This is a genomic window from Ruegeria halocynthiae (assembly GCF_900106805.1).
Taxonomy (GTDB): Bacteria; Pseudomonadota; Alphaproteobacteria; order Rhodobacterales; family Rhodobacteraceae; genus Ruegeria; species Ruegeria halocynthiae.
The window spans coordinates 851,141-869,439 of the sequence record NZ_FNNP01000001.1; the positions used below are offsets into that span (position 1 = coordinate 851,141).

General features: G+C 55.2%; 19 protein-coding genes. 10 read left to right on the forward strand and 9 right to left on the reverse strand.

Annotation, left to right across the window (positions count from 1 at the left end; translation table 11 throughout):
- Positions 1-232 precede the first annotated feature (232 nt).
- Positions 233-2,257, forward strand: a complete 2,025-nt coding sequence (gene tkt / locus BLU89_RS04350) for a transketolase (protein ID WP_074734757.1) — start codon at positions 233-235, stop codon at positions 2,255-2,257.
- A gap of 54 nt (positions 2,258-2,311) precedes the next feature.
- Here the strand turns inward: tkt and BLU89_RS04355 are convergent, their stop codons facing one another.
- Both BLU89_RS04355 and BLU89_RS04360 read right to left on the reverse strand, forming a co-directional pair.
- Positions 2,312-2,629, reverse strand: a complete 318-nt coding sequence (locus tag BLU89_RS04355) for a hypothetical protein (RefSeq protein ID WP_074734759.1) — start codon at positions 2,627-2,629, stop codon at positions 2,312-2,314.
- A 110-nt stretch (positions 2,630-2,739) separates the two neighbouring features.
- On the reverse strand, positions 2,740-3,711 hold the full coding sequence (locus tag BLU89_RS04360; RefSeq protein WP_074734761.1) for a DUF808 domain-containing protein: 972 nt from the start codon (positions 3,709-3,711) through the stop codon (positions 2,740-2,742).
- 178 nt (positions 3,712-3,889) lie between these two features.
- On the opposite strand from BLU89_RS04360, the gene gap (BLU89_RS04365) reads away from it, so the two are divergent.
- From gap (BLU89_RS04365) to gap (BLU89_RS04370), 3 genes are all read left to right on the forward strand, one after another.
- Entirely contained in the window at positions 3,890-4,891 is a 1,002-nt protein-coding gene (gap, locus tag BLU89_RS04365; protein ID WP_074734763.1) for a type I glyceraldehyde-3-phosphate dehydrogenase, read from the forward strand.
- Positions 4,892-4,965: 74 nt separating this feature from the next.
- Positions 4,966-5,109 (forward strand): hypothetical protein, encoded by a 144-nt coding sequence (locus tag BLU89_RS21485; RefSeq protein WP_176797654.1) that lies wholly within the window; start codon positions 4,966-4,968, stop codon positions 5,107-5,109.
- Between the two features lie 81 nt (positions 5,110-5,190).
- Positions 5,191-6,195 (forward strand): type I glyceraldehyde-3-phosphate dehydrogenase, encoded by a 1,005-nt coding sequence (gap, locus tag BLU89_RS04370; RefSeq protein WP_074734765.1) that lies wholly within the window; start codon positions 5,191-5,193, stop codon positions 6,193-6,195.
- Here gap (BLU89_RS04370) and coaD read toward each other — a convergent pair.
- From coaD to BLU89_RS04385, 3 genes are all read right to left on the reverse strand, one after another.
- Complete coding sequence (gene coaD, locus BLU89_RS04375) at positions 6,187-6,678, reverse strand: pantetheine-phosphate adenylyltransferase (protein ID WP_074734767.1); 492 nt, start codon at positions 6,676-6,678, stop codon at positions 6,187-6,189. The genes gap (BLU89_RS04370) and coaD overlap by 9 nt on opposite strands.
- Before the next feature lie 82 nt (positions 6,679-6,760).
- On the reverse strand, positions 6,761-7,198 hold the full coding sequence (locus BLU89_RS04380; protein WP_074734768.1) for a CBS domain-containing protein: 438 nt from the start codon (positions 7,196-7,198) through the stop codon (positions 6,761-6,763).
- Between the two features lie 60 nt (positions 7,199-7,258).
- Positions 7,259-8,161, reverse strand: a complete 903-nt coding sequence (locus BLU89_RS04385) for a LysR family transcriptional regulator (protein WP_074734770.1) — start codon at positions 8,159-8,161, stop codon at positions 7,259-7,261.
- Between the two features lie 104 nt (positions 8,162-8,265).
- On the opposite strand from BLU89_RS04385, the gene BLU89_RS04390 reads away from it, so the two are divergent.
- A complete protein-coding gene (locus BLU89_RS04390; protein ID WP_074734772.1) occupies positions 8,266-9,765 on the forward strand; it encodes a CoA-acylating methylmalonate-semialdehyde dehydrogenase in 1,500 nt (499 codons plus the stop codon).
- Positions 9,766-9,833: 68 nt separating this feature from the next.
- On the opposite strand, the gene BLU89_RS04395 is transcribed toward BLU89_RS04390, so the two are convergent.
- Positions 9,834-10,619, reverse strand: a complete 786-nt coding sequence (locus BLU89_RS04395; protein WP_074734774.1) for an EF-hand domain-containing protein — start codon at positions 10,617-10,619, stop codon at positions 9,834-9,836.
- Positions 10,620-10,921: 302 nt separating this feature from the next.
- Here BLU89_RS04395 and BLU89_RS04400 point away from each other — a divergent pair, with 302 nt between their 5' ends.
- Positions 10,922-11,467, forward strand: coding sequence for a L,D-transpeptidase (locus tag BLU89_RS04400; RefSeq protein ID WP_425441370.1), 546 nt, complete (start codon positions 10,922-10,924; stop codon positions 11,465-11,467).
- Between the two features lie 71 nt (positions 11,468-11,538).
- Here BLU89_RS04400 and BLU89_RS04405 read toward each other — a convergent pair whose 3' ends face one another.
- Positions 11,539-12,015, reverse strand: a complete 477-nt coding sequence (locus BLU89_RS04405) for a fasciclin domain-containing protein (protein WP_074734778.1) — start codon at positions 12,013-12,015, stop codon at positions 11,539-11,541.
- A gap of 71 nt (positions 12,016-12,086) precedes the next feature.
- Positions 12,087-12,938: a class I SAM-dependent methyltransferase gene (locus tag BLU89_RS04410; protein WP_074736382.1), complete on the reverse strand. Its 852-nt coding sequence runs from the start codon at positions 12,936-12,938 to the stop codon at positions 12,087-12,089.
- 134 nt (positions 12,939-13,072) lie between these two features.
- On the opposite strand from BLU89_RS04410, the gene BLU89_RS04415 reads away from it, so the two are divergent.
- Positions 13,073-14,188, forward strand: coding sequence for a carboxylate-amine ligase (locus BLU89_RS04415; RefSeq protein WP_074734780.1), 1,116 nt, complete (start codon positions 13,073-13,075; stop codon positions 14,186-14,188).
- 2 nt (positions 14,189-14,190) lie between these two features.
- On the opposite strand, the gene BLU89_RS04420 is transcribed toward BLU89_RS04415, so the two are convergent.
- Positions 14,191-15,051, reverse strand: a complete 861-nt coding sequence (locus tag BLU89_RS04420; RefSeq protein ID WP_074734782.1) for a hypothetical protein — start codon at positions 15,049-15,051, stop codon at positions 14,191-14,193.
- Between the two features lie 159 nt (positions 15,052-15,210).
- Here BLU89_RS04420 and BLU89_RS04425 point away from each other — a divergent pair, with 159 nt between their 5' ends.
- The 3 genes from BLU89_RS04425 to mmsB are packed head-to-tail and all read left to right on the forward strand — an operon-like array spanning position 15,211 to position 18,277.
- The gene (locus BLU89_RS04425; RefSeq protein ID WP_074734784.1) at positions 15,211-16,353 is read left to right on the forward strand and encodes an acyl-CoA dehydrogenase family protein; all 1,143 of its coding nucleotides are present in this window, start codon (positions 15,211-15,213) and stop codon (positions 16,351-16,353) included.
- Between the two features lie 7 nt (positions 16,354-16,360).
- Positions 16,361-17,401 (forward strand): enoyl-CoA hydratase/isomerase family protein, encoded by a 1,041-nt coding sequence (locus tag BLU89_RS04430; RefSeq protein WP_074734786.1) that lies wholly within the window; start codon positions 16,361-16,363, stop codon positions 17,399-17,401.
- Positions 17,402-17,404: 3 nt separating this feature from the next.
- Positions 17,405-18,277, forward strand: a complete 873-nt coding sequence (mmsB, locus tag BLU89_RS04435) for a 3-hydroxyisobutyrate dehydrogenase (protein ID WP_074734788.1) — start codon at positions 17,405-17,407, stop codon at positions 18,275-18,277.
- Positions 18,278-18,299: the final 22 nt, after the last annotated feature.

Here is an 18,299-nt window from a genome sequence, read left to right on the forward strand (position 1 = left end):
CTGTGTCACCTCTTTACCAAGGTTCGTTCTGCTATTTGCCTGTCCGAATCAAAAACGGCGGCTCTCGGGCCCAGTCTAACGGAATGTGACGGAAAATACCCACTGTTTGGTTTCAACCACTTGCACAACGCTCTTGATGCACCAGATCGGGGTTACACGCGGTTCTGCTTGCACTTTGACAATCGGATGGTATTCAGCGCCCATCTGCCCGTAACCCAAAGGAACTACGCCCGTGGACCTGACTGCGCTGCGCAATGCCAACCCCGAACACTGGGACAAGGCTGCGGCCATCCGCACCCTGACCCTCGACGCTGTCGCCGCCGCCAATTCCGGCCATTCCGGTATGCCGATGGGCATGGCCGATGTTGCGACCGTTTTGTTCGAAAAGCACCTGAAATTCGACGCCTCTGCCCCGAACTGGCCGGACCGCGACCGGTTCATCCTGTCGGCTGGCCACGGCTCGATGCTGGTCTATTCGCTGCTGTATCTTACCGGCCATGGCGACGTAACTCTGGATGAGATCAAAAACTTTCGCCAATTGGGTGCCAAAACCGCCGGTCATCCCGAAAACTTTCTGATCAATGGCGTTGAAACCACCACCGGTCCTCTGGGTCAGGGCATCTCGAACGCCGTAGGCTTTGCCATGGCCGAGGAAATTCAACGCGCACATTATGGCAAGAAGGTCGTTGATCACTACACTTACGTGATCGCGGGCGACGGCTGCCTGATGGAAGGCGTCAGCCAAGAGGCAATCACACTGGCCGGTCGGCACGAGCTGAGCAAGTTAATCGTCTTCTGGGACAACAACAACATCACCATCGACGGCACCGTTGACATCGCTGACCGCACCGATCAGGTGCGCCGTTTTGCGGCGTCGGGCTGGCATGTACTGGAAATCGATGGCCACGACCCCAAAGCCATCGACGCCGCCATCGCCCAGGCGAAAAAGTCGAACAAGCCGACCATGATTGCGTGTGAAAGCCATATCGCTCTGGGTCACGCGGCACAGGACACTTCCAAAGGCCATGGCGCATTGACCGATCAGGATCAGCTGAAGGCCGCCAAAGAAGCTTATGACTGGCCCCATGACGCCTTCGAAATCCCGACCAATGTAAAATCCGCTTGGGAAGCCATCGGTTCCCGTGGCGCCGCCGATCGCGCGGCTTGGGAAGAGCGGTTTGCACAGCTGTCCGAGCGCAAACAGGCCGAGTTTAACCGTTCCTACGCATTCGAAGCACCCAAGAAGCTGACCGGTGCCATCCGTTCGTTCAAAAAACAGATGTCGGAAGAGCAGCCCAAACTGGCCACCCGCGCCTCTTCGGAAAAAGTGCTGAATGTTGTGAACCCAATCATGCCCGAAACGATTGGTGGTTCGGCTGATCTGACCGGCTCGAACAACACTAAGTCTGCCGATATGGGTGTGTTCCTGCCGGAAAACCGCAAAGGTCGCTATATCCATTACGGCATCCGCGAACACGGTATGGCGGCCGCAATGAACGGCATGGCGCTGCATGGCGGAATCCGCCCTTATGGCGGCACATTCATGGCCTTTACCGACTATGCCCGCCCGTCCATGCGTCTGGCGGCGCTGATGAAAATCCCGACCGTGTTCGTGATGACCCATGACTCGATCGGTCTGGGCGAAGACGGCCCAACCCACCAGCCGGTGGAACATCTGGCCATATCACGCGCAACACCGAACACCTATGTGTTCCGTCCCGCAGATGTCATTGAAACGGCTGAGGCTTGGGAACTTGCTCTGACCTTCAAGCAAAGCCCATCGGTCTTGTCCCTCACCCGTCAGGGTGTGCCGACCGTTCGGACCGAGCACAAAGGCAGGAACTTTACGGCGCAAGGCGCCTACGTTCTGGCGGATGCAGAAGCCAAGCGTCAGGCCATCCTGATCGCCACCGGCTCCGAGGTTTCACTGGCCATGGAAGCCAAAGCGATGCTCGAGGCCGAAGGTATCGGCACCCGCGTCGTCTCAATGCCGTGCATGGAGCTATTTGCCGAACAGGATGAAGCCTATCGCAAGCGTGTCCTGCCCGCAGGTGCCGTCCGCGTCGGCATCGAGGCCGCCGTGCGCGCCGGAGGCTGGGATCGCTGGCTGTTGGGCGAGCGTGGTCGTGAAGCCAAGGCCGGTTTCATCGGCATGTCCAGCTTCGGCGCCTCTGCCCCCGCAGGCGAGCTATACAAGCGTTTCGGCATCACCACCGATGCGACCGTTGCAAAGGTCAAGGAACTGCTGGGGCTGTAAACAGTCGGCTCAACAGTCAGAGATACAAAGGGCGGCTTTCTCGGCCGCCCTTTCCTATTTTGGCTGGTCAAATTTCGCCCTTAACGCCTTGTATGCCAATTTCGCATAGTCCAATCGCAGTTCGTACCGATCCGCGGGCGCAATCCCTCCGGGTACGTTTTGCCCGGCCCAAGACAAAACTTGCCGCACATGCGTTCCATAAAGCGGAACGAAGTGCGCGGACTGACCCGTGAGCAGGTTGAACATTTGCCCGCCTGCCCATTTGGCGCGTTTCGCAGCTTTGTCCGCCGTGTCGATCCGGAAATGCAGAACCCGATACAGTGCGTTCGGCTCAAACGGCATTTGTTCCGCACCAAGGTTCATGGCAGCCATTGCTGTTGCTTTGCGTTTGGCAGCGAGCCCCCTCAACTTAAACCGGGTCCGGAATTGAACCGGTCGAAAGGCTGGTAATTGACTTAGATTCATCACTTCACGCCGCCGATTCAGTGAGTTTTGGGCTTGCTTGAAGACTTTCCGATCATCGGCGCAATCACTTTCGTCGCCAACGGTATCAAAACAAACCCCCAGGCCAAACCGAACACGCCGTCCATTGTCGCCTTGGCAATCCACTCGGCCGCCTTTACCCACTGCTCAGACACTGAATGACCTACAGCGTAAGCCCAGTCATGGATGTGATGACCCAGCCAACCAAAGCCCAGAACCTCCATCCCGTGGATGATAATCGACCCTCCGACCCATAGCATTGCAGCCGTTCCAACGATTGAAAGCGTCTTCATCACGCCCGGCATAGCCTTAACCAAGCCTCGCCCAAGTCCACGCCCTATGGGCGTCGGTGCGTTTTGCGCCAGATAAAGGCCCACATCATCCATTTTAACGATCAGTGCGACCGAGCCGTAAACCGCAAGGGTCACGCCCAGCCCGACCACCGCAAGCGTTGCGGCCTGCATCCAAAGGTTTGGCGCCTCAATAGCCGCCAATGCGATAGTCATGATCTCGGCGGACAGGATAAAATCGGTCTTGATCGCGCCTTTGACCTTCTGCTCTTCCAGATGTCCCGGATCGCGGTTTTTCATGTCCTCTTCGATGACGTGACTGCCGTGCGGGAACAGGGCGTGAAAGATTTTCTCGGCCCCTTCAAAGCAAAGGTACGAGCCACCGATCATCAGCAAAGGCGTAATTAGCCATGGTGCAAAATTTGCCAATAGCAACGCCACTGGCAACAGCAGAACAATCTTGTTGAATACCGACCCGCGGGCGATGCGCCAGATGATGGGCAATTCCCGTGCCGGGGCGAATCCCTGCACGTATTTTGGGGTCACTGCCGCGTCATCAATGATCACACCAGCTGTTTTTGCGCCGGCTTTGCCTGCCGCCGCGACAACATCATCCACCGATGACGCCGCCACTTTTGCAATCCCCGCAACATCGTCCAACAGGGCCAACAGACCACTCATCGCGCATCCTCTTGTTAATCTGCTGTAGCCGACACTACCTGATCCAACCCTTAGCGCAAGCGTTAGCGCAATCGGTTAAGTTTGCGCTAACACCTTAAAAATATGCCATTTTTGCCCTTTTGAGATTCACCATTCACGGCTATATGGCCTGCAAAGCAAGCGCATTTGGAGACGTCGAATGACCATCAAGGTCGGTATCAATGGTTTTGGCCGTATTGGCCGCTGTACCCTGTCGCACATCGCCGCATCGGCGCGCAACGACATCGAAGTGATTAAGGTGAATGCCACTGGCCCGCTGGAAACTTCGGCGCACCTGCTGAAATATGACAGCGTTCACGGACGGTTCCCCCGCGAAATTTCCGTCGATGGCAACACCATGGATCTGGGGCGCGGCCCCATGGAGATGTTCTCGACCTACGACATGAACGAGCTGGACTGGGAAGGCTGCGATGTTGTTCTGGAATGCACCGGCAAATTCAACGACGGGCTGAAGGCCAAGACGCATCTGGATCGCGGTGCTGGTAAGGTGTTGCTTTCGGCGCCCGGTAAGAATGTCAACAAGACAATCGTGTTCGGGGTGAACCATAATACCCTGACCGCAAACGACAACATGGTGTCCAACGGCTCTTGCACCACCAACTGCCTTGCCCCGCTTGCCAAGGTTCTGGACGAAGGTATCGGTATCGAGCATGGCATCATGACAACGATCCACGCCTATACCGGCGATCAGCCGACGCTGGACCGCCGCCACAGCGACCTCTATCGCGCGCGTGCAGCGGCAATGTCTTTGATCCCGACTTCGACCGGCGCCGCAGCTGCACTGGGTGAGGTTCTGCCAAACCTCAAAGGTCGCCTGGATGGTTCGGCCATCCGTGTGCCAACCCCAAATGTCTCGGCCGTCGACCTATCTTTCCGCGCCTCGCGCGACGTCACCGTCGCAGAGGTCAACGCAATCGTTGAAGAGGCCGCCAAAGGACCGATGCAACGTGTACTTGGCTATGAGCCTGCTCCGCTGGTCTCGACCGATTTCAATCACACCGAAGAAAGCTCGATCTTCGCGCCGGATCAAACCCGCGTCGTCGACAACCGCATGGTCCGCGTTCTGGCCTGGTATGACAACGAATGGGGATTCTCGGTCCGTATGGCCGATGTCGCTGTTGCCATGGGCCGTCTTAACTGACCCTTCGCACATCGCTTGTACCTTGATGCCCGCTCAGGTTATCTGAGCGGGCATCATTCGTTCAGGGCGCAGCAATGACAAATCAAATCGCCATCTGGCTTGGACTTCTGATCCTGGGCGGCCTGATGCTGGACGTTGCCCTATTCGGCACCGATCACCTGCTGTTCCTCGGCAAGAAACTCTACGAATTTCTGGATTGGCTCGCCTTCTGGCGCTGACAGAGGTTTTGCTTGACTTTCGCGCCAATCTGGCTTTGTTAGCGCTAACCATCAATCGACCAAATTCTGACGGAGCGCATTATGACACTCAAGCTGGCAATTAACGGATTTGGACGGATCGGGCGCGGTGTTCTACGGGCCGTAATGGAATCCGGACGCACCGATGTCGAAATCGTCGCCATCAACGATCTGGCAAAGCCCGAAATGAACGCCCATCTGTTCGAGTTCGACAGCGTTCATGGACGTTATCCCCACTCCGTTACGCTCAGCGAAGCAGGTCTGGACGTAGGCGCGGGACCAATCCGGTTGACCAGTGAGCGTGATCCCGAAGCACTGGACTGGTCTGATGTGGATGTCGTTCTGGAATGCACCGGCGTCTTCCGCACTCGCGAAGCAGCTGAACGGCACCTGAAGAACGGATCAAAGAAAGTTCTGATCTCGGCCCCTGCCCGTGGCGATGGCGGCGTGAAAACAATCGTATTCGGCGTAAATGATCAAGAGCTGACTGCAGATGACATCGTTGTCTCTAACGCCTCCTGCACCACCAACTGCCTGTCACCCGTCGCTGCCGCTCTGGATGCAGGACTGGGCATCAAGCATGGCAACATGACAACCGTCCACGCCTATACCGCCAGCCAACCAGTGCATGACACCGCGGGGAAAGACCCCTACCTTTCACGCGCAGCGGCACTGTCGATGATCCCGACAACTACAGGCGCGGCCTCAGCCGTTGGTCTGGTCCTACCGCAACTTGCCGGGAAACTAACCGGGCAAGCCATTCGTGTGCCGACGCCAAACGTATCTGTCGTAGATCTGGTTGCAGAGGTTTCCCGGCCTACAACCGAAGAAGAGGTTAACGCCCTTTTCGTCGATGCCGCGGCAAAAATTCCTGGCGTCTTAGCTGCCGAGAATCGCCCACTGATTTCGATCGACTTCAACCATGACTCGCATAGCTCGACGGTTTCATTGGCTGAAACCAAAGTCACCGACGGCACATTGGTGCGCGTCCTTGCCTGGTATGACAATGAATGGGGTTTCTCGAACCGGATGCTGGACACGGCTGCCACGATGGGCGCCCTAGCCTAACCGCTCGCGCAGTGCAGTATTGACGCGGGGCGTGACGAAATTCGACACGTCCCCGTTCAATCTGGCAATTTCCTTAACCAGTTTCGAGGCAATGGCCTGATGCCGCGCTTCAGCCATCAGGAATACCGTCTCAATCGAGTCGTCCAATGCACGGTTCATGCCAACCATCTGAAACTCGTATTCGAAATCCGCAACCGCGCGCAGACCCCGCACGATGATCTGTGCGCCCACGTCTCGTGCGCAATCGATCAGCAGGTTTTCAAACGGGTGCGCCACGATTTCTGTGCCGGTCTGTGCGGTAAGATGTGCACATTCGGCTTCGATCATCGCGACACGTTCTTCCAAAGAAAACAACGGGCCCTTGTCGCGGTTGATCGCAACGCCGATGACGAGTTTATCTACCAGTGCGGCCGCACGGCGGATGATGTCGATGTGACCCAATGTGATGGGGTCAAAAGTTCCGGGATATAATCCAACCCTCATAGGGCTCTCCAGCGCAACATTATTTCCGCGCAAGCAAACATAACTTTGCCGCAGGTGCAAGAGGCTGAAACAGCCCCTGCAATCAATGGCCCATGATCATGCCTTCTAGCGCGTCTTTTTCCATTGCAAGTTCGGATAGTTGCGCCTTTACCGCATCGCCGAGCGTTACAATCCCGACCAGTTTTCCGTCTTCCAGAACAGGCATGTGGCGAAACCGGCCTTCGGTCATTTGCGACAGGATAGATTCTACCGAATCCTGCTGGCTGGCCGTCACAAGCTGCTTTGTCATGTAGCTGCTAACGGGTTTATCCAGGCAGCCGCTACCGCTGGCGGCTAATTCGCGCACAATGTCACGCTCGGACAAAATGCCCGAAGCTGTCAGCCCCCCATCTTCGGAAATGACGACAGTACCAATCCGCTTTTCCGCAAGAATTTTAGCGGCCTGAGAGACAGTCGCCGTTGGTTCGACCGTCTCCACACCACCGCTGCCCTTGGACTTGAGAATGGCCTGTACAAGCATTAGCAAAACCTCCGGAATAACGTACTGTTTTACAAAAGGTTGCCGGAATGTCTGAAGGTGTCAAGGTGAAGCTTCGGCCTCAAGCCGCGCTACTTCGTCTCGTAGGCCACGGGTCAGGGCCTCGGCAAAGCGGTTCAGGCGTTCGTTGCGTTGATCGCCCTGATGACGAACCAGATAGAATCCCCGGGTCAAACTCACCTGATCCGTCAGTATTTTTTGCAATCCCGGATGGAATGGCAATGTAAAGTCGTGCGCGACACAAACCCCCATGCCTTGCGATACTTGCCGCAACTGTACCGAGACCGAATTTGATGCAAGCGCGACACGCTCAACCCCAATATCGCTGAGGTAATCCAACTCTCGATCAAAGATCATATCAGGAATATAGCCGATCATCCGGTGCCCTCTTAGGTCGTCGACGGCCCGGATTGCAGCGTTGCGACTTAGGTAGTCTCTTGTCGCAACCATATGCAGACGATAGTCCGTTATTTTTTGAACCAAGAGTTGCCCCGCGGTTGGGGCGCTGACGGTAACCGCCATATCAGCTTCCCGCCGGGACAGGTTGATGACGCGAGGCAGAGCCAATATCTGAATGTCGAGATCGGGGTTTTCATCGCTGATCTTGGCGCAGACCTGGGGTAAAAGGTAGTTGGCGCTTCCGTCGGGCGCACCAATTCGAATTTGACCGCTCAGTGACTTGGCAGAGCCCGACATGACCCCGGTCGCCGCACGCATCGCCTCTTCGGCTTGCAACCCATGTTCCATCAGCCGCTGCCCCGCAGTGGTCAGAACATAGCCTTGTTGCGATTTAGTGAACAACACAGCGTCCAGGGCGGTTTCCAAACGCGCGATCCTGCGCCCAACGGTCGCCGGATCGATCTTAAGCACCCGACCTGCCGCCGAAAGGCTTTCATCGCGTGCGACGGCCAAAAAAACCCGCAAATCGTCCCAATTCGGCGTCATATCCTATCCTTTGCATTTTTGCAAAACTGATTTGAAATATTGCCTCTGTTCAGTTGATTTTCGCAAGCCTATTCTATCCGCAACTTAATCCGGAGGAATTTGCTATGCAGAACCTGACCCATTTCATCAACGGCGAACATGTCGCCGGAAATTCTGGGCGCTTTGACGATATATTCAATCCCGCAACAGGCGAAGTGCAGTACCAGTGCCCAATGGCAAGCGTTGCCGAAACCACCGCTGCGATCGAAGACGCCGCGGCGGCTCAGGTCGCATGGGGCGCGACCAACCCGCAAAAGCGCGCTCGCGTCATGATGGCGATGGTCGGCCTGATGAACCGCGATATGGAAAAGCTGGCCGAAGCGCTCAGCCGGGAGCATGGCAAAACCATCCCCGATGCCAAGGGTGATCTGCAGCGTGGTCTGGAGGTCATAGAATACTGCATCGGCGCGCCTCAGATGCTGAAAGGTGAGTTTACAGACAGTGCAGGCCCGGGCATCGACATGTATTCGATGCGCCAGCCGCTGGGTGTCGTCGCTTCGATCATGCCGTTCAACTTCCCTGCGATGATGCCTTTGTGGCACGTAGGTCCTGCACTGGCCTGCGGCAACGCAGTGGTTCTTAAACCGTCGGAACGCGACCCTTCTGTTCCGTTGATGCTCGCTGAACTGTTTGTGGAAGCCGGCCTGCCGAAAGGCGTGTTCCAAGTGGTCAACGGCGACAAAGAGGCCGTGGACACTCTGCTGGACAGTGAAATCATTCAAGGTGTCTCGTTCGTCGGTTCAACCCCGATCGCGCAGTACATCTATGCTCGCGCAACCGCGAACGGCAAACGGGCACAGTGCTTTGGCGGCGCCAAGAACCACATGATCATCATGCCTGATGCCGATCTAGATCAAGCAGCCGACGCATTGGTCGGTGCTGGTTTCGGTGCGGCTGGCGAACGTTGCATGGCGATTTCGGTTGCTGTGCCTGTGGGTGAGGAAACCGCAGATGCTCTGATCGAAAAACTGATCCCGCGTGTAGAAAAGCTGAAAGTTGGCCCCTATACAGCGGGCGACGATGTGGACATGGGGCCAGTGGTCACCGCCGCTGCAAAAGAGCGTATCCTCGGCCTGATCAACTCGGGCGTTGAGCAAGGTGCAAAGCTGGTGATCGACAACCGCGATTTCAGCCTGCAGGGCTATGAGGACGGCTTCTTTGTCGGTCCCCACCTGTTCGACAATGTTACGCCTGATATGGACATCTACAAGCAAGAGATCTTTGGGCCGGTCCTGTCGACCGTACGCGCTGGTTCTTACGATGAAGCGCTGAAACTGGCGATGGATCACGAATACGGAAACGGAACGGCGATCTTCACCCGTGATGGTGACACCGCGCGTGACTTTGCCAGCCGGATCAACATCGGCATGGTCGGCATCAACGTTCCGATCCCGGTTCCGCTGGCCTATCACACCTTCGGCGGCTGGAAGAAATCGATGTTCGGCGATTTGAACCAGCACGGTCCGGATAGCTTCAAATTCTACACGCGCACCAAGACAGTCACTTCGCGCTGGCCGTCAGGCATCAAGGAAGGTGGCGAGTTCAACTTCAAGGCGATGGACTGATCTCAGACTAGGCACCAATGCAAAAGGCCGCCCATCTCGGGCGGCCTTTTCAATCTTAATGTCAGGCATCAGTTCTCAAGGAACTCTTGCAGTGTGATTTTTCCGTCGAAATTCGTGTCGGCTTCGGCCATGAACACCCGTAGTTCGCGATCAGTCAAGCAAGCTTTGGCGATACCGTTAATCTTGCCGTTTTCTGACATGTTCAAGCACTTGGGTGACAGCGGTTCATCCATCTCCGGATCTGGAAATTCGACCAATTCTTGCACTTCGAATGCGATCAGTTCGTCCGGCGAAACGACGCCGTTCTCATCATTATCAATCTCAAGAAACTCGGCAGCGCGCTCGGCCAGGAAAAATGTCTCAAACTCTGCATACTCAACAAAACCATTCGAGTCTGCGTCCGCCCGCTGTATTTCATTGGCAGCAACAGCCTCGGCCGTGCAGGTCTGAGATTTCAATCCGCAATCTTCCGGGGCAAATTCAATCCCTTCCTGATTTAGAAAATGATGAAGCTCGGCTTCGGAAATCAGTTTGTCACCATTATGGTCAAGCTCGGAAAAGATAACGCGCGCGGACGGCGTCGCCTGAGCGGGCGATTGTGCCGATCCCCAATAAAGTCCGGCCAATAGCAGGACCGGTAAAACATAAAGAGCTTTCGCCCCCAGGTTTCCAAAACTACGTCTTTGCATGATTTGATCTCCTACTGAATCTGGAAATGGATCCTCCAGCTCGCGGTCGATCACATCACGCACGAATGCACTCATTGTTGATCCGCGCTGCTCGCTCAGATCAGCCAATTTGCTTTTCAATTCGTAAGATACGCGAATTTCTAAGGTTTCTGACTTTTTAGTCATTTTTTTGCGAACTCCATACGGCTGGGGCCTGCCTCAACTAGTGGGATCAAAATTGCGCCTTTAATAGATTAAGCCGTGTCCGGCCAACAGGAAAAACATGTCGGGACAAGCGCATTTTCTCCTACCAGACATCCCGCAATCCACCCAAAAGTGGGATCATCACATAATTTTTAGATGATCCACCTAGCTCTGAGCGTCAGTAATCCCTAAGTTCAGCAAAACTCCAATTTGTCTTTCAGGAGGCCTTCGTGTCCAGTTCCCGCATCAATCGCCGTACCGCCCTGTTGGGCGTTGCGTCCTTAATGGCCACGCCTCAGCTGTTGCGCGCGCAAAGCAGTGATGCCTTCCCGCAAGATGAAGAGGCGATCAGCACGCAGTTGCCTGTGCGCCGTAACGTATCCTCGTTCTCGCAGCAGAAGTGGCAGGATCATTTTGACGAACTGGGCGTTGGCTGCCTGCTGGCCGACATCACCAGCCGCGCGGTCCATTATTGGGGTCCAGATGGGACCTACAAACTCTATCCAAGTTCGGTTCCGATGAGCGAGGAGCTAACGAAGCGCGGCTATACCAAAGTTACGCGCAAAACGGAAAACCCAAGCTGGACGCCAACAGCATCAATGCGCGAACGCGATCCATCGCTGCCTGTTCGAATGGATGGGGGCGAGCCCGGAAACCCGTTAGGTACCCGCGCCATGTATCTTGGCTGGCCAGCCTATCTGGTTCACGGCACCCATGATACGCGTAAGATCGGGCGGCAAAGTTCGTCTGGTTGCATCGGTCTTTACAATCAGCATGTCGAAGAGCTGTATCCGCTTGTTCAGGTCGGCACTCAGGTACGTCTATTGTAAGCGTCTCGCTGCTCAATTCAAAAAGCCCCGGCCATCAGGACCGGGGCTTTTCATTTGGGTAAGTGGTAGTTTTAGTCAGGAATGATCACTTCATCTACAACGTGAATGACACCGTTGCTGGCTTCTATATCAGCCTGCACAACGTTGGCACCGTTTACTTTCACACCATTTTTCGCGTTCACATTCAAACGATCGCCTTGGACGGTCAGCACCTTCGCGCGCTTACCCGCGATGTCACCCGACATGATCTTTGCCGGCACGACGTGATAGGTCAGGATCGAAACAAGCTGGTCCTTGTTTTCGGGCAATAGCAAGGTTTCAACCGTTCCCTCGGGTAGCGCGGCAAAGGCTTCATCGGTCGGTGCAAATACCGTGAAAGGTCCATCCCCTTTCAACGTATCAACCAGACCGGCGGCCTGAACGGCGGCGACCAAGGTGTTGAACGATCCGGCAGAAACTGCTGTATCTACGATGTCTGCGGCCTGTGCCTTGACGGGCAAAGCAAGTGCAAGTGCGGCGGCAGCGCCTATGAATGTGCGACGGAACATGGCTGTTAACTCCTCTCCAGCTTGTTATGGAAAGGGGTACGGGCCTTGAGCTATTCTGGATCACACGACGCTCATTTTTCCTTGAGCTGAACCCATATGCTCTGCGCGCGCCCATCCTTGAGAAATGGCAATGCCTCCATTGCGTCAGGGCGGGATTGCTGCAGGTAGTAGCCGGGCCAAAGCATTGAATAGAAATCAGATTGCAGCAGGGTGTGCAGCATATATTGCTCACCCCAACCCGGACAGTCATAGAAGAACCGTTTGGGATATTCGTAAGGTAGAAAAACGTCGTGAACGTGAATGACAACGCCCGGTTTCAACGCCGGAATGATCCGGCAAAACAGATGGGCAACATCGTTACTCATCCGCACCACATGGCTTGAATCGATGAACAGAACGTCTCCGGCCTCAAGTTGATCGAACAACGCGGGATCGACCTCTTCCAATCTTTTCTGCTCAAACTGATCCACGACATGAGCGATATCAGCGCGCGGATACGGATCAATCGCGGTGATAGTCGTCTGCAATCCGCCATCAATGATTGCCTGCCGCGTCACACGGGTTGAATTGCCGCAGCCGACCTCGATCACCCGCTTCGGTTGGAACCGGCGGATCATCAGATATAACGCATCCGCATCCGGGCTGTCGTAATATCCATTGTTGGTTTCGTAACCAGTCTGATTACTGGCCGGATCTTTCAGAGCCGCAAGCGCATCGGCGTGGGACGCATACTCTTTAGCCAACTGAGTGATGTCAAAACCTTCCATCCCCGGCGACAAGGCATAGGCTGGGCGGGTCAGCCCCCCTGCCCGTTCGAATGCTTCCAACCGCGCCCGTTCATCCTGTTCCGTAACCTTGTCGATCAACTTCACACCCAGCTCATCAAGAGCAGCGTTGATCTGAGGGAATTTTCTGGGTTTCACGAAGCAGCTCCACATTGCGTTGCGCCTGATCCTTACCTTTGCACGCGGGGGCTCTGCAAGAACCGACGCGCCAAACCCTTGGCAAAAGAGGTATTTCCGTATTCACTGACCTGAATTGAACGAAGAGGACCGCCATGCAGCAGGAATTCACTCTGGGCATAGAGGAAGAGTACCTACTGGTTGACCGAGACAGCCTGCAGCTTGCTCATGCTCCACCCGCATTGATCGAAGCCTGCCAGAATGATTTCGAAGGTCAAGTCAGCCCAGAATTCCTGCAATGCCAAATTGAGGTCGGCACTCGGCCCCATACAACAATCAAATCAGCGCGCGAAGACCTGAAGCGCCTGCGATCGTGCGTTTCGGAACGCGCGGCCGAATACAATCTGTCCCCGATCGCAGTGTCTTGCCACCCGTTCGCAAACTGGAAAGACCAGCATCATACCCGCAAAGAACGCTATGACGCTCTGCAACATGCCCTTGGTGGTGTGGCGCGTCGTATGCTGATCTGCGGGATGCATGTGCATGTGGGGGTCGAAGATCAGGCCCTGCGTGCCGATCTGATGCCGCAACTGGCTTACTTTTTACCCCATCTGCTAGCATTGTCGACCTCCTCCCCCTACTGGAATGGCGAGGACACCGGGCTCTCCTCGTATCGGCTGACCGTGTTTGACAACCTGCCGCGGACCGGCCTGCCTCCGGTGTTTGGCAGCTGGGCGGAATACGAACGCACCACCGGCGTGCTGGTTGAGCTTGGCGTGATCGAGGACACCTCGAAAATCTGGTGGGACCTGCGTCCGTCCCATCGGTTTCCAACGCTTGAAACCCGTATCATGGATGTGCAGCCAAGGCTTGAACACACACTGTCTTTGGCCGCTTTGGTGCAGGCACTGACGCGGATGCTGTGCCGCCTGAAAGGACGCAACCTGCGCTGGCGGCAATATGACAAATTTCTGATTGGTGAGAACCGCTGGCGTGCGCAACGCTATGGCGTGGGCGAAGGTCTGATCGATTTCGGCGACCGATCGATCAAGCCTATGGCCGAATTGATCGGAGAGCTTATGGGTATGCTGGCCGAAGACACCGAGGCATTGGGCACCATGACAGAGCTCGCCCGTCTAAGGCAAATCGCCGAAGGGGGAACCTCTGCCACCCGCCAGCGTCGCATTCATGCCGAGGCCACAGCACGCGGCGAAGATCCGGGCATGGCCGTTGTGAAACATCTGATCGAGGAATTTCACGCGGACCTGTAGGTTCAGACCGCCGCCAAAATCTCTTTGATCCGGTCGGCAACGGGTCCGTACAGATCGCGATCTGTCCAGTATCCGTTGTGTGACAGCGGATTCCACGACGTAAAGATCTTACCCGCATTGATCGGATTATCCTTCAACTCGCCACTTTGTTCGAGCTGTTCATAGCGCGGTGCGCTCTTTCCTAATGGAAAGCCCAAAACGTCATGCTTGTCATAATAGTTTCGCCACCAGGTAGAAAACCGCAACGCAGGCGGCAGTGCCTGGTTCGGAGCCATGATCGGGAAAATTTCATTCTCCGGATAGGCAAATAGAAAGATCGGAATATTGCAACCGAACGTCACGAACCCGGCGACCGTTTTCATGTTTTCAACATCGGTCGGGTGAACCGGCGATCCGCCCTGCCTCAGATGCCTCTGCATGTCATAAATATAGTTTGACATGATATGCCCACCCAACGAATGTGCCAGAATTAACACTGGTCCCTCGGGTCCGACCTGATGCTTGACGATGCCCATCACATTCTCGACTTTTTTGTGGATCGCCTCATAGATTTTGTCACCGTCATCCGGTGTTGGCCGGTAAGACGCCGCATCCGAGAGATTGCACACAACAAATTTTCGCAGCTTGTCGTAGCCGAGGTTGCGGTTGATCTTTCGCAGATAGTCTTTTTGACGCCCCTGCAGGATTTGCGCCCAGACCACCTCGTGCCAGATCACATCGTTCATGTCCGCGCCTACCCGGCGCGAAACACGCGATTTCAGTCCTTTGGAAAATGTTGGTGTTGTGGATGGCGGTTGACCTTGCGGATTATGCTGGCTGCCCATTCCGTGGATCACGACAACAGCGAGTTTGTGCGATGGCATTAAAATTGCTCCTTAACTATCAAAACGTTTAATTCCGAAAGTATACTCTACCGACCCGAAATCTCCCAAATCGCAGAGTTTGCCGTCACTGAAAAAATTCTGTAAGGATTGAAGAATAAAACACTTGTTCAATTCTACAGCCAACAGGAAAGTCACGTTATGGATTTCGCGCTGACCGAGGAACAAACGGCCATATTCGACATGGCCTACGCCTTTGGCCAAGACAACATCGCCCCGTTTGCGCGCCAGTGGGAAGCGGACGGGACCATTCCCAAGGGTCTTTGGCCCAAAATTGGCGAGCTTGGCTTTGGTGGCCTTTATGTCTCTGAAGATGCGGGCGGTTCAGGTCTGACCCGATTGGATGCAACCCTTGTGTTCGAGGCACTGTCGATGGCCTGCCCCTCGGTTGCAGCATTTCTTTCGATACACAATATGTGCGCCAAAATGCTGGACAACTTTGGCAGCCAAGATCTGAAATCCCGCATCATGCCGGATATTCTCAGCCTCGAAACCGTCCTCAGCTACTGCCTGACCGAACCCGGTTCGGGATCGGACGCAGCAGCTTTGAAGACCCGAGCAGATCGTACCAATGAAGGCTATACGCTGAATGGAACAAAGGCCTTCATATCGGGCGGAGGTTACTCGGATGCTTATGTCTGCATGGTGCGCACGGGTACTGATGGACCCAAAGGAATTTCGACCGTCTATGTCGAAGACGGCACGCCGGGCCTAAGCTTTGGCGCTTTGGAGCAGAAGATGGGCTGGAAAAGCCAGCCCACCGCGCAGGTTCAGTTTGATGACTGCCGAATCCCATCAGGATATTTGGTGGGAACCGAGGGGGACGGTTTCAAATACGCGATGATGGGGTTGGACGGCGGCCGTCTGAACATCGCTTCCTGCTCGCTGGGCGCTGCTCAGAACGGCCTCGACATGACGCTGCAATACATGTCCGAGCGTAAGGCCTTTGGGCAATCGATCGACCAGTTTCAAGCTTTGCAGTTCCGACTGGCGGATATGGAAATCGAGCTTCAAGCGGCGCGCACATTCCTGCGTCAGGCGGCATGGAAGCTGGATCAGGGCGCACCGGATGCAACCAAATTCTGCGCCATGGCAAAAAAATTCGTAACAGAAACCGGATCGAAGGTCGTAGACCAATGCCTGCAGTTGCACGGCGGATATGGGTATCTGGCCGATTATGGCATCGAAAAACTTGTGCGAGACTTGCGTGTTCATCAGATTCTGGAAGGCACAAACGAGATCATGCGCGTGATCGTTGCACGCCAGATGCTTTCTAACCGCTGAGGTCTCTATGTCCGATATTGATATCCGCACAACTGGCCGGGCCGGACGCATCACGTTAACAAGACCACGTGCCTTGAATGCTTTGAGCTATGAAATGTGCATGGCCATTGATACCGCTCTGCGCAACTGGCGTGAGGATGATGAGGTTGATCTGATCATACTCGATGCCGAGGGTGAAAAAGCCTTCTGCGCAGGTGGTGACATTGCCGAGCTCTATGCGACTGGCACTAAAAGAGACTTCGGCTATGGCCAAAAATTCTGGCGAGACGAATACCGCCTGAACGCTCAGATATTTGAATACCCCAAGCCGGTGATCAGCTTCCTGCAAGGTTTTACAATGGGCGGCGGGGTTGGCATTGGATGCCATGGCAGCCACCGCATCGTGGGAGAAAGCTCAAAGATCGCAATGCCGGAATGTTCGATCGGCCTCGTCCCTGACGTAGGCGGATCGTTGATGCTTGCATTGGCCCCCGGACGATTGGGTGAGTATCTGGGTACAACTGGCTATCGCATGGGCCCCGGTGATGCGATCTATTCCGGGTTTGCTGATTTCTTTATCCCACAAGAGCATTGGCCCGAACTGATCGACCTGCTGGAAGCGTCGGGGCAAACAGAACTGATAGAGGAGCATTCTGCACCAGCCCCGGATAGCCCCTTGTCGAACATGCAGCAAGACATCGATAAATTCTTTGGCGGAGAAAGCCTCAGCGACATTTTGAACAGCTTGCGCAACGCGGATAAAGAATTTTCAACGAAAATTCTCGATAAACTCCACCGAAACTCTCCGATTGCAATGGCCTGTGCGGTTGAGATGCTGCACCGGCTGAGAGGGGCCGGGCTTACGCTGCAAAAAGCATTGGATCTGGAGTACCGATTTACCTTTCGCGCGATGGAGCACGGAGATTTTCTGGAGGGCATTCGGGCCCTAATTATCGATAAGGATGGCAATCCAAACTGGCAGTACGCCGATCTGGATGTACCTGCGGTTGCTATATCCAAAATGCTGCAGCCACTTGGCGCCGATGCATTAAGCTTTTCAGAGGAGTAAGGTATGAACATCGCATTCATAGGTCTGGGCAACATGGGCGCCCCAATGGCTGCCAATCTGGCACGCGCGGGACATAATGTAATTGGTTTTGATCAGGCTGATGTTGCTGTTGAAGGCGTCAAAATGGCCGCTTCCGGGACCGCCGCCGCAACGGATGCAGAAGTTGTCATAACCATGCTGCCCAACGGGCAAATTCTACGCGCCGTTGCGAATGAAGTAATCCCTGCGATGCATAACGGAGCAGTCCTGATTGATTGTTCAACAGTTGATGTCGACAGCGCACGCACCGTGGCGCAGCAAGCCGCCAACGCCGGTCTTTTGTCGGTTGATGCACCAGTTTCCGGAGGGATCGGCGGCGCGGCTGCAGGAACGCTGACCTTTATGGCCGGCGGTTCTGAAGCCGCGTTTGCCAAGGCCGCACCGTTGTTCAACATCATGGGTCAGAAAGCCGTTCATTGTGGTGAGGCAGGCGCAGGTCAAGCCGCAAAGATCTGCAACAACATGATCCTCGGTGTGACAATGATTGCCACCTGTGAGGCATTTGCCCTCGCCGACAAGCTGGGTTTGGACCGGCAAAAAATGTTCGATGTGGTCAGCACCTCTTCTGGCTATAGCTGGACAATGAATGCCTATTGTCCAGCGCCCGGCGTTGGGCCCGAAAGTCCCTCCGACAATGAGTACAACCCCGGTTTTGCCGCTGAACTGATGTTGAAAGATCTACGCCTCAGCCAACAGGCCGCTGAAAGTGCTGATGCCGATACTCCCATGGGGCAAATCGCGACAAAGCTCTACGAGCAGTTTGTCGAACACGAGGGAGGCTTGGGTCGCGACTTCAGCGCCATGTTGCCTCGGTTCGAAAAGCGCAGCCGCAACTAGCCATCTGGCGGCGGAAATCCGC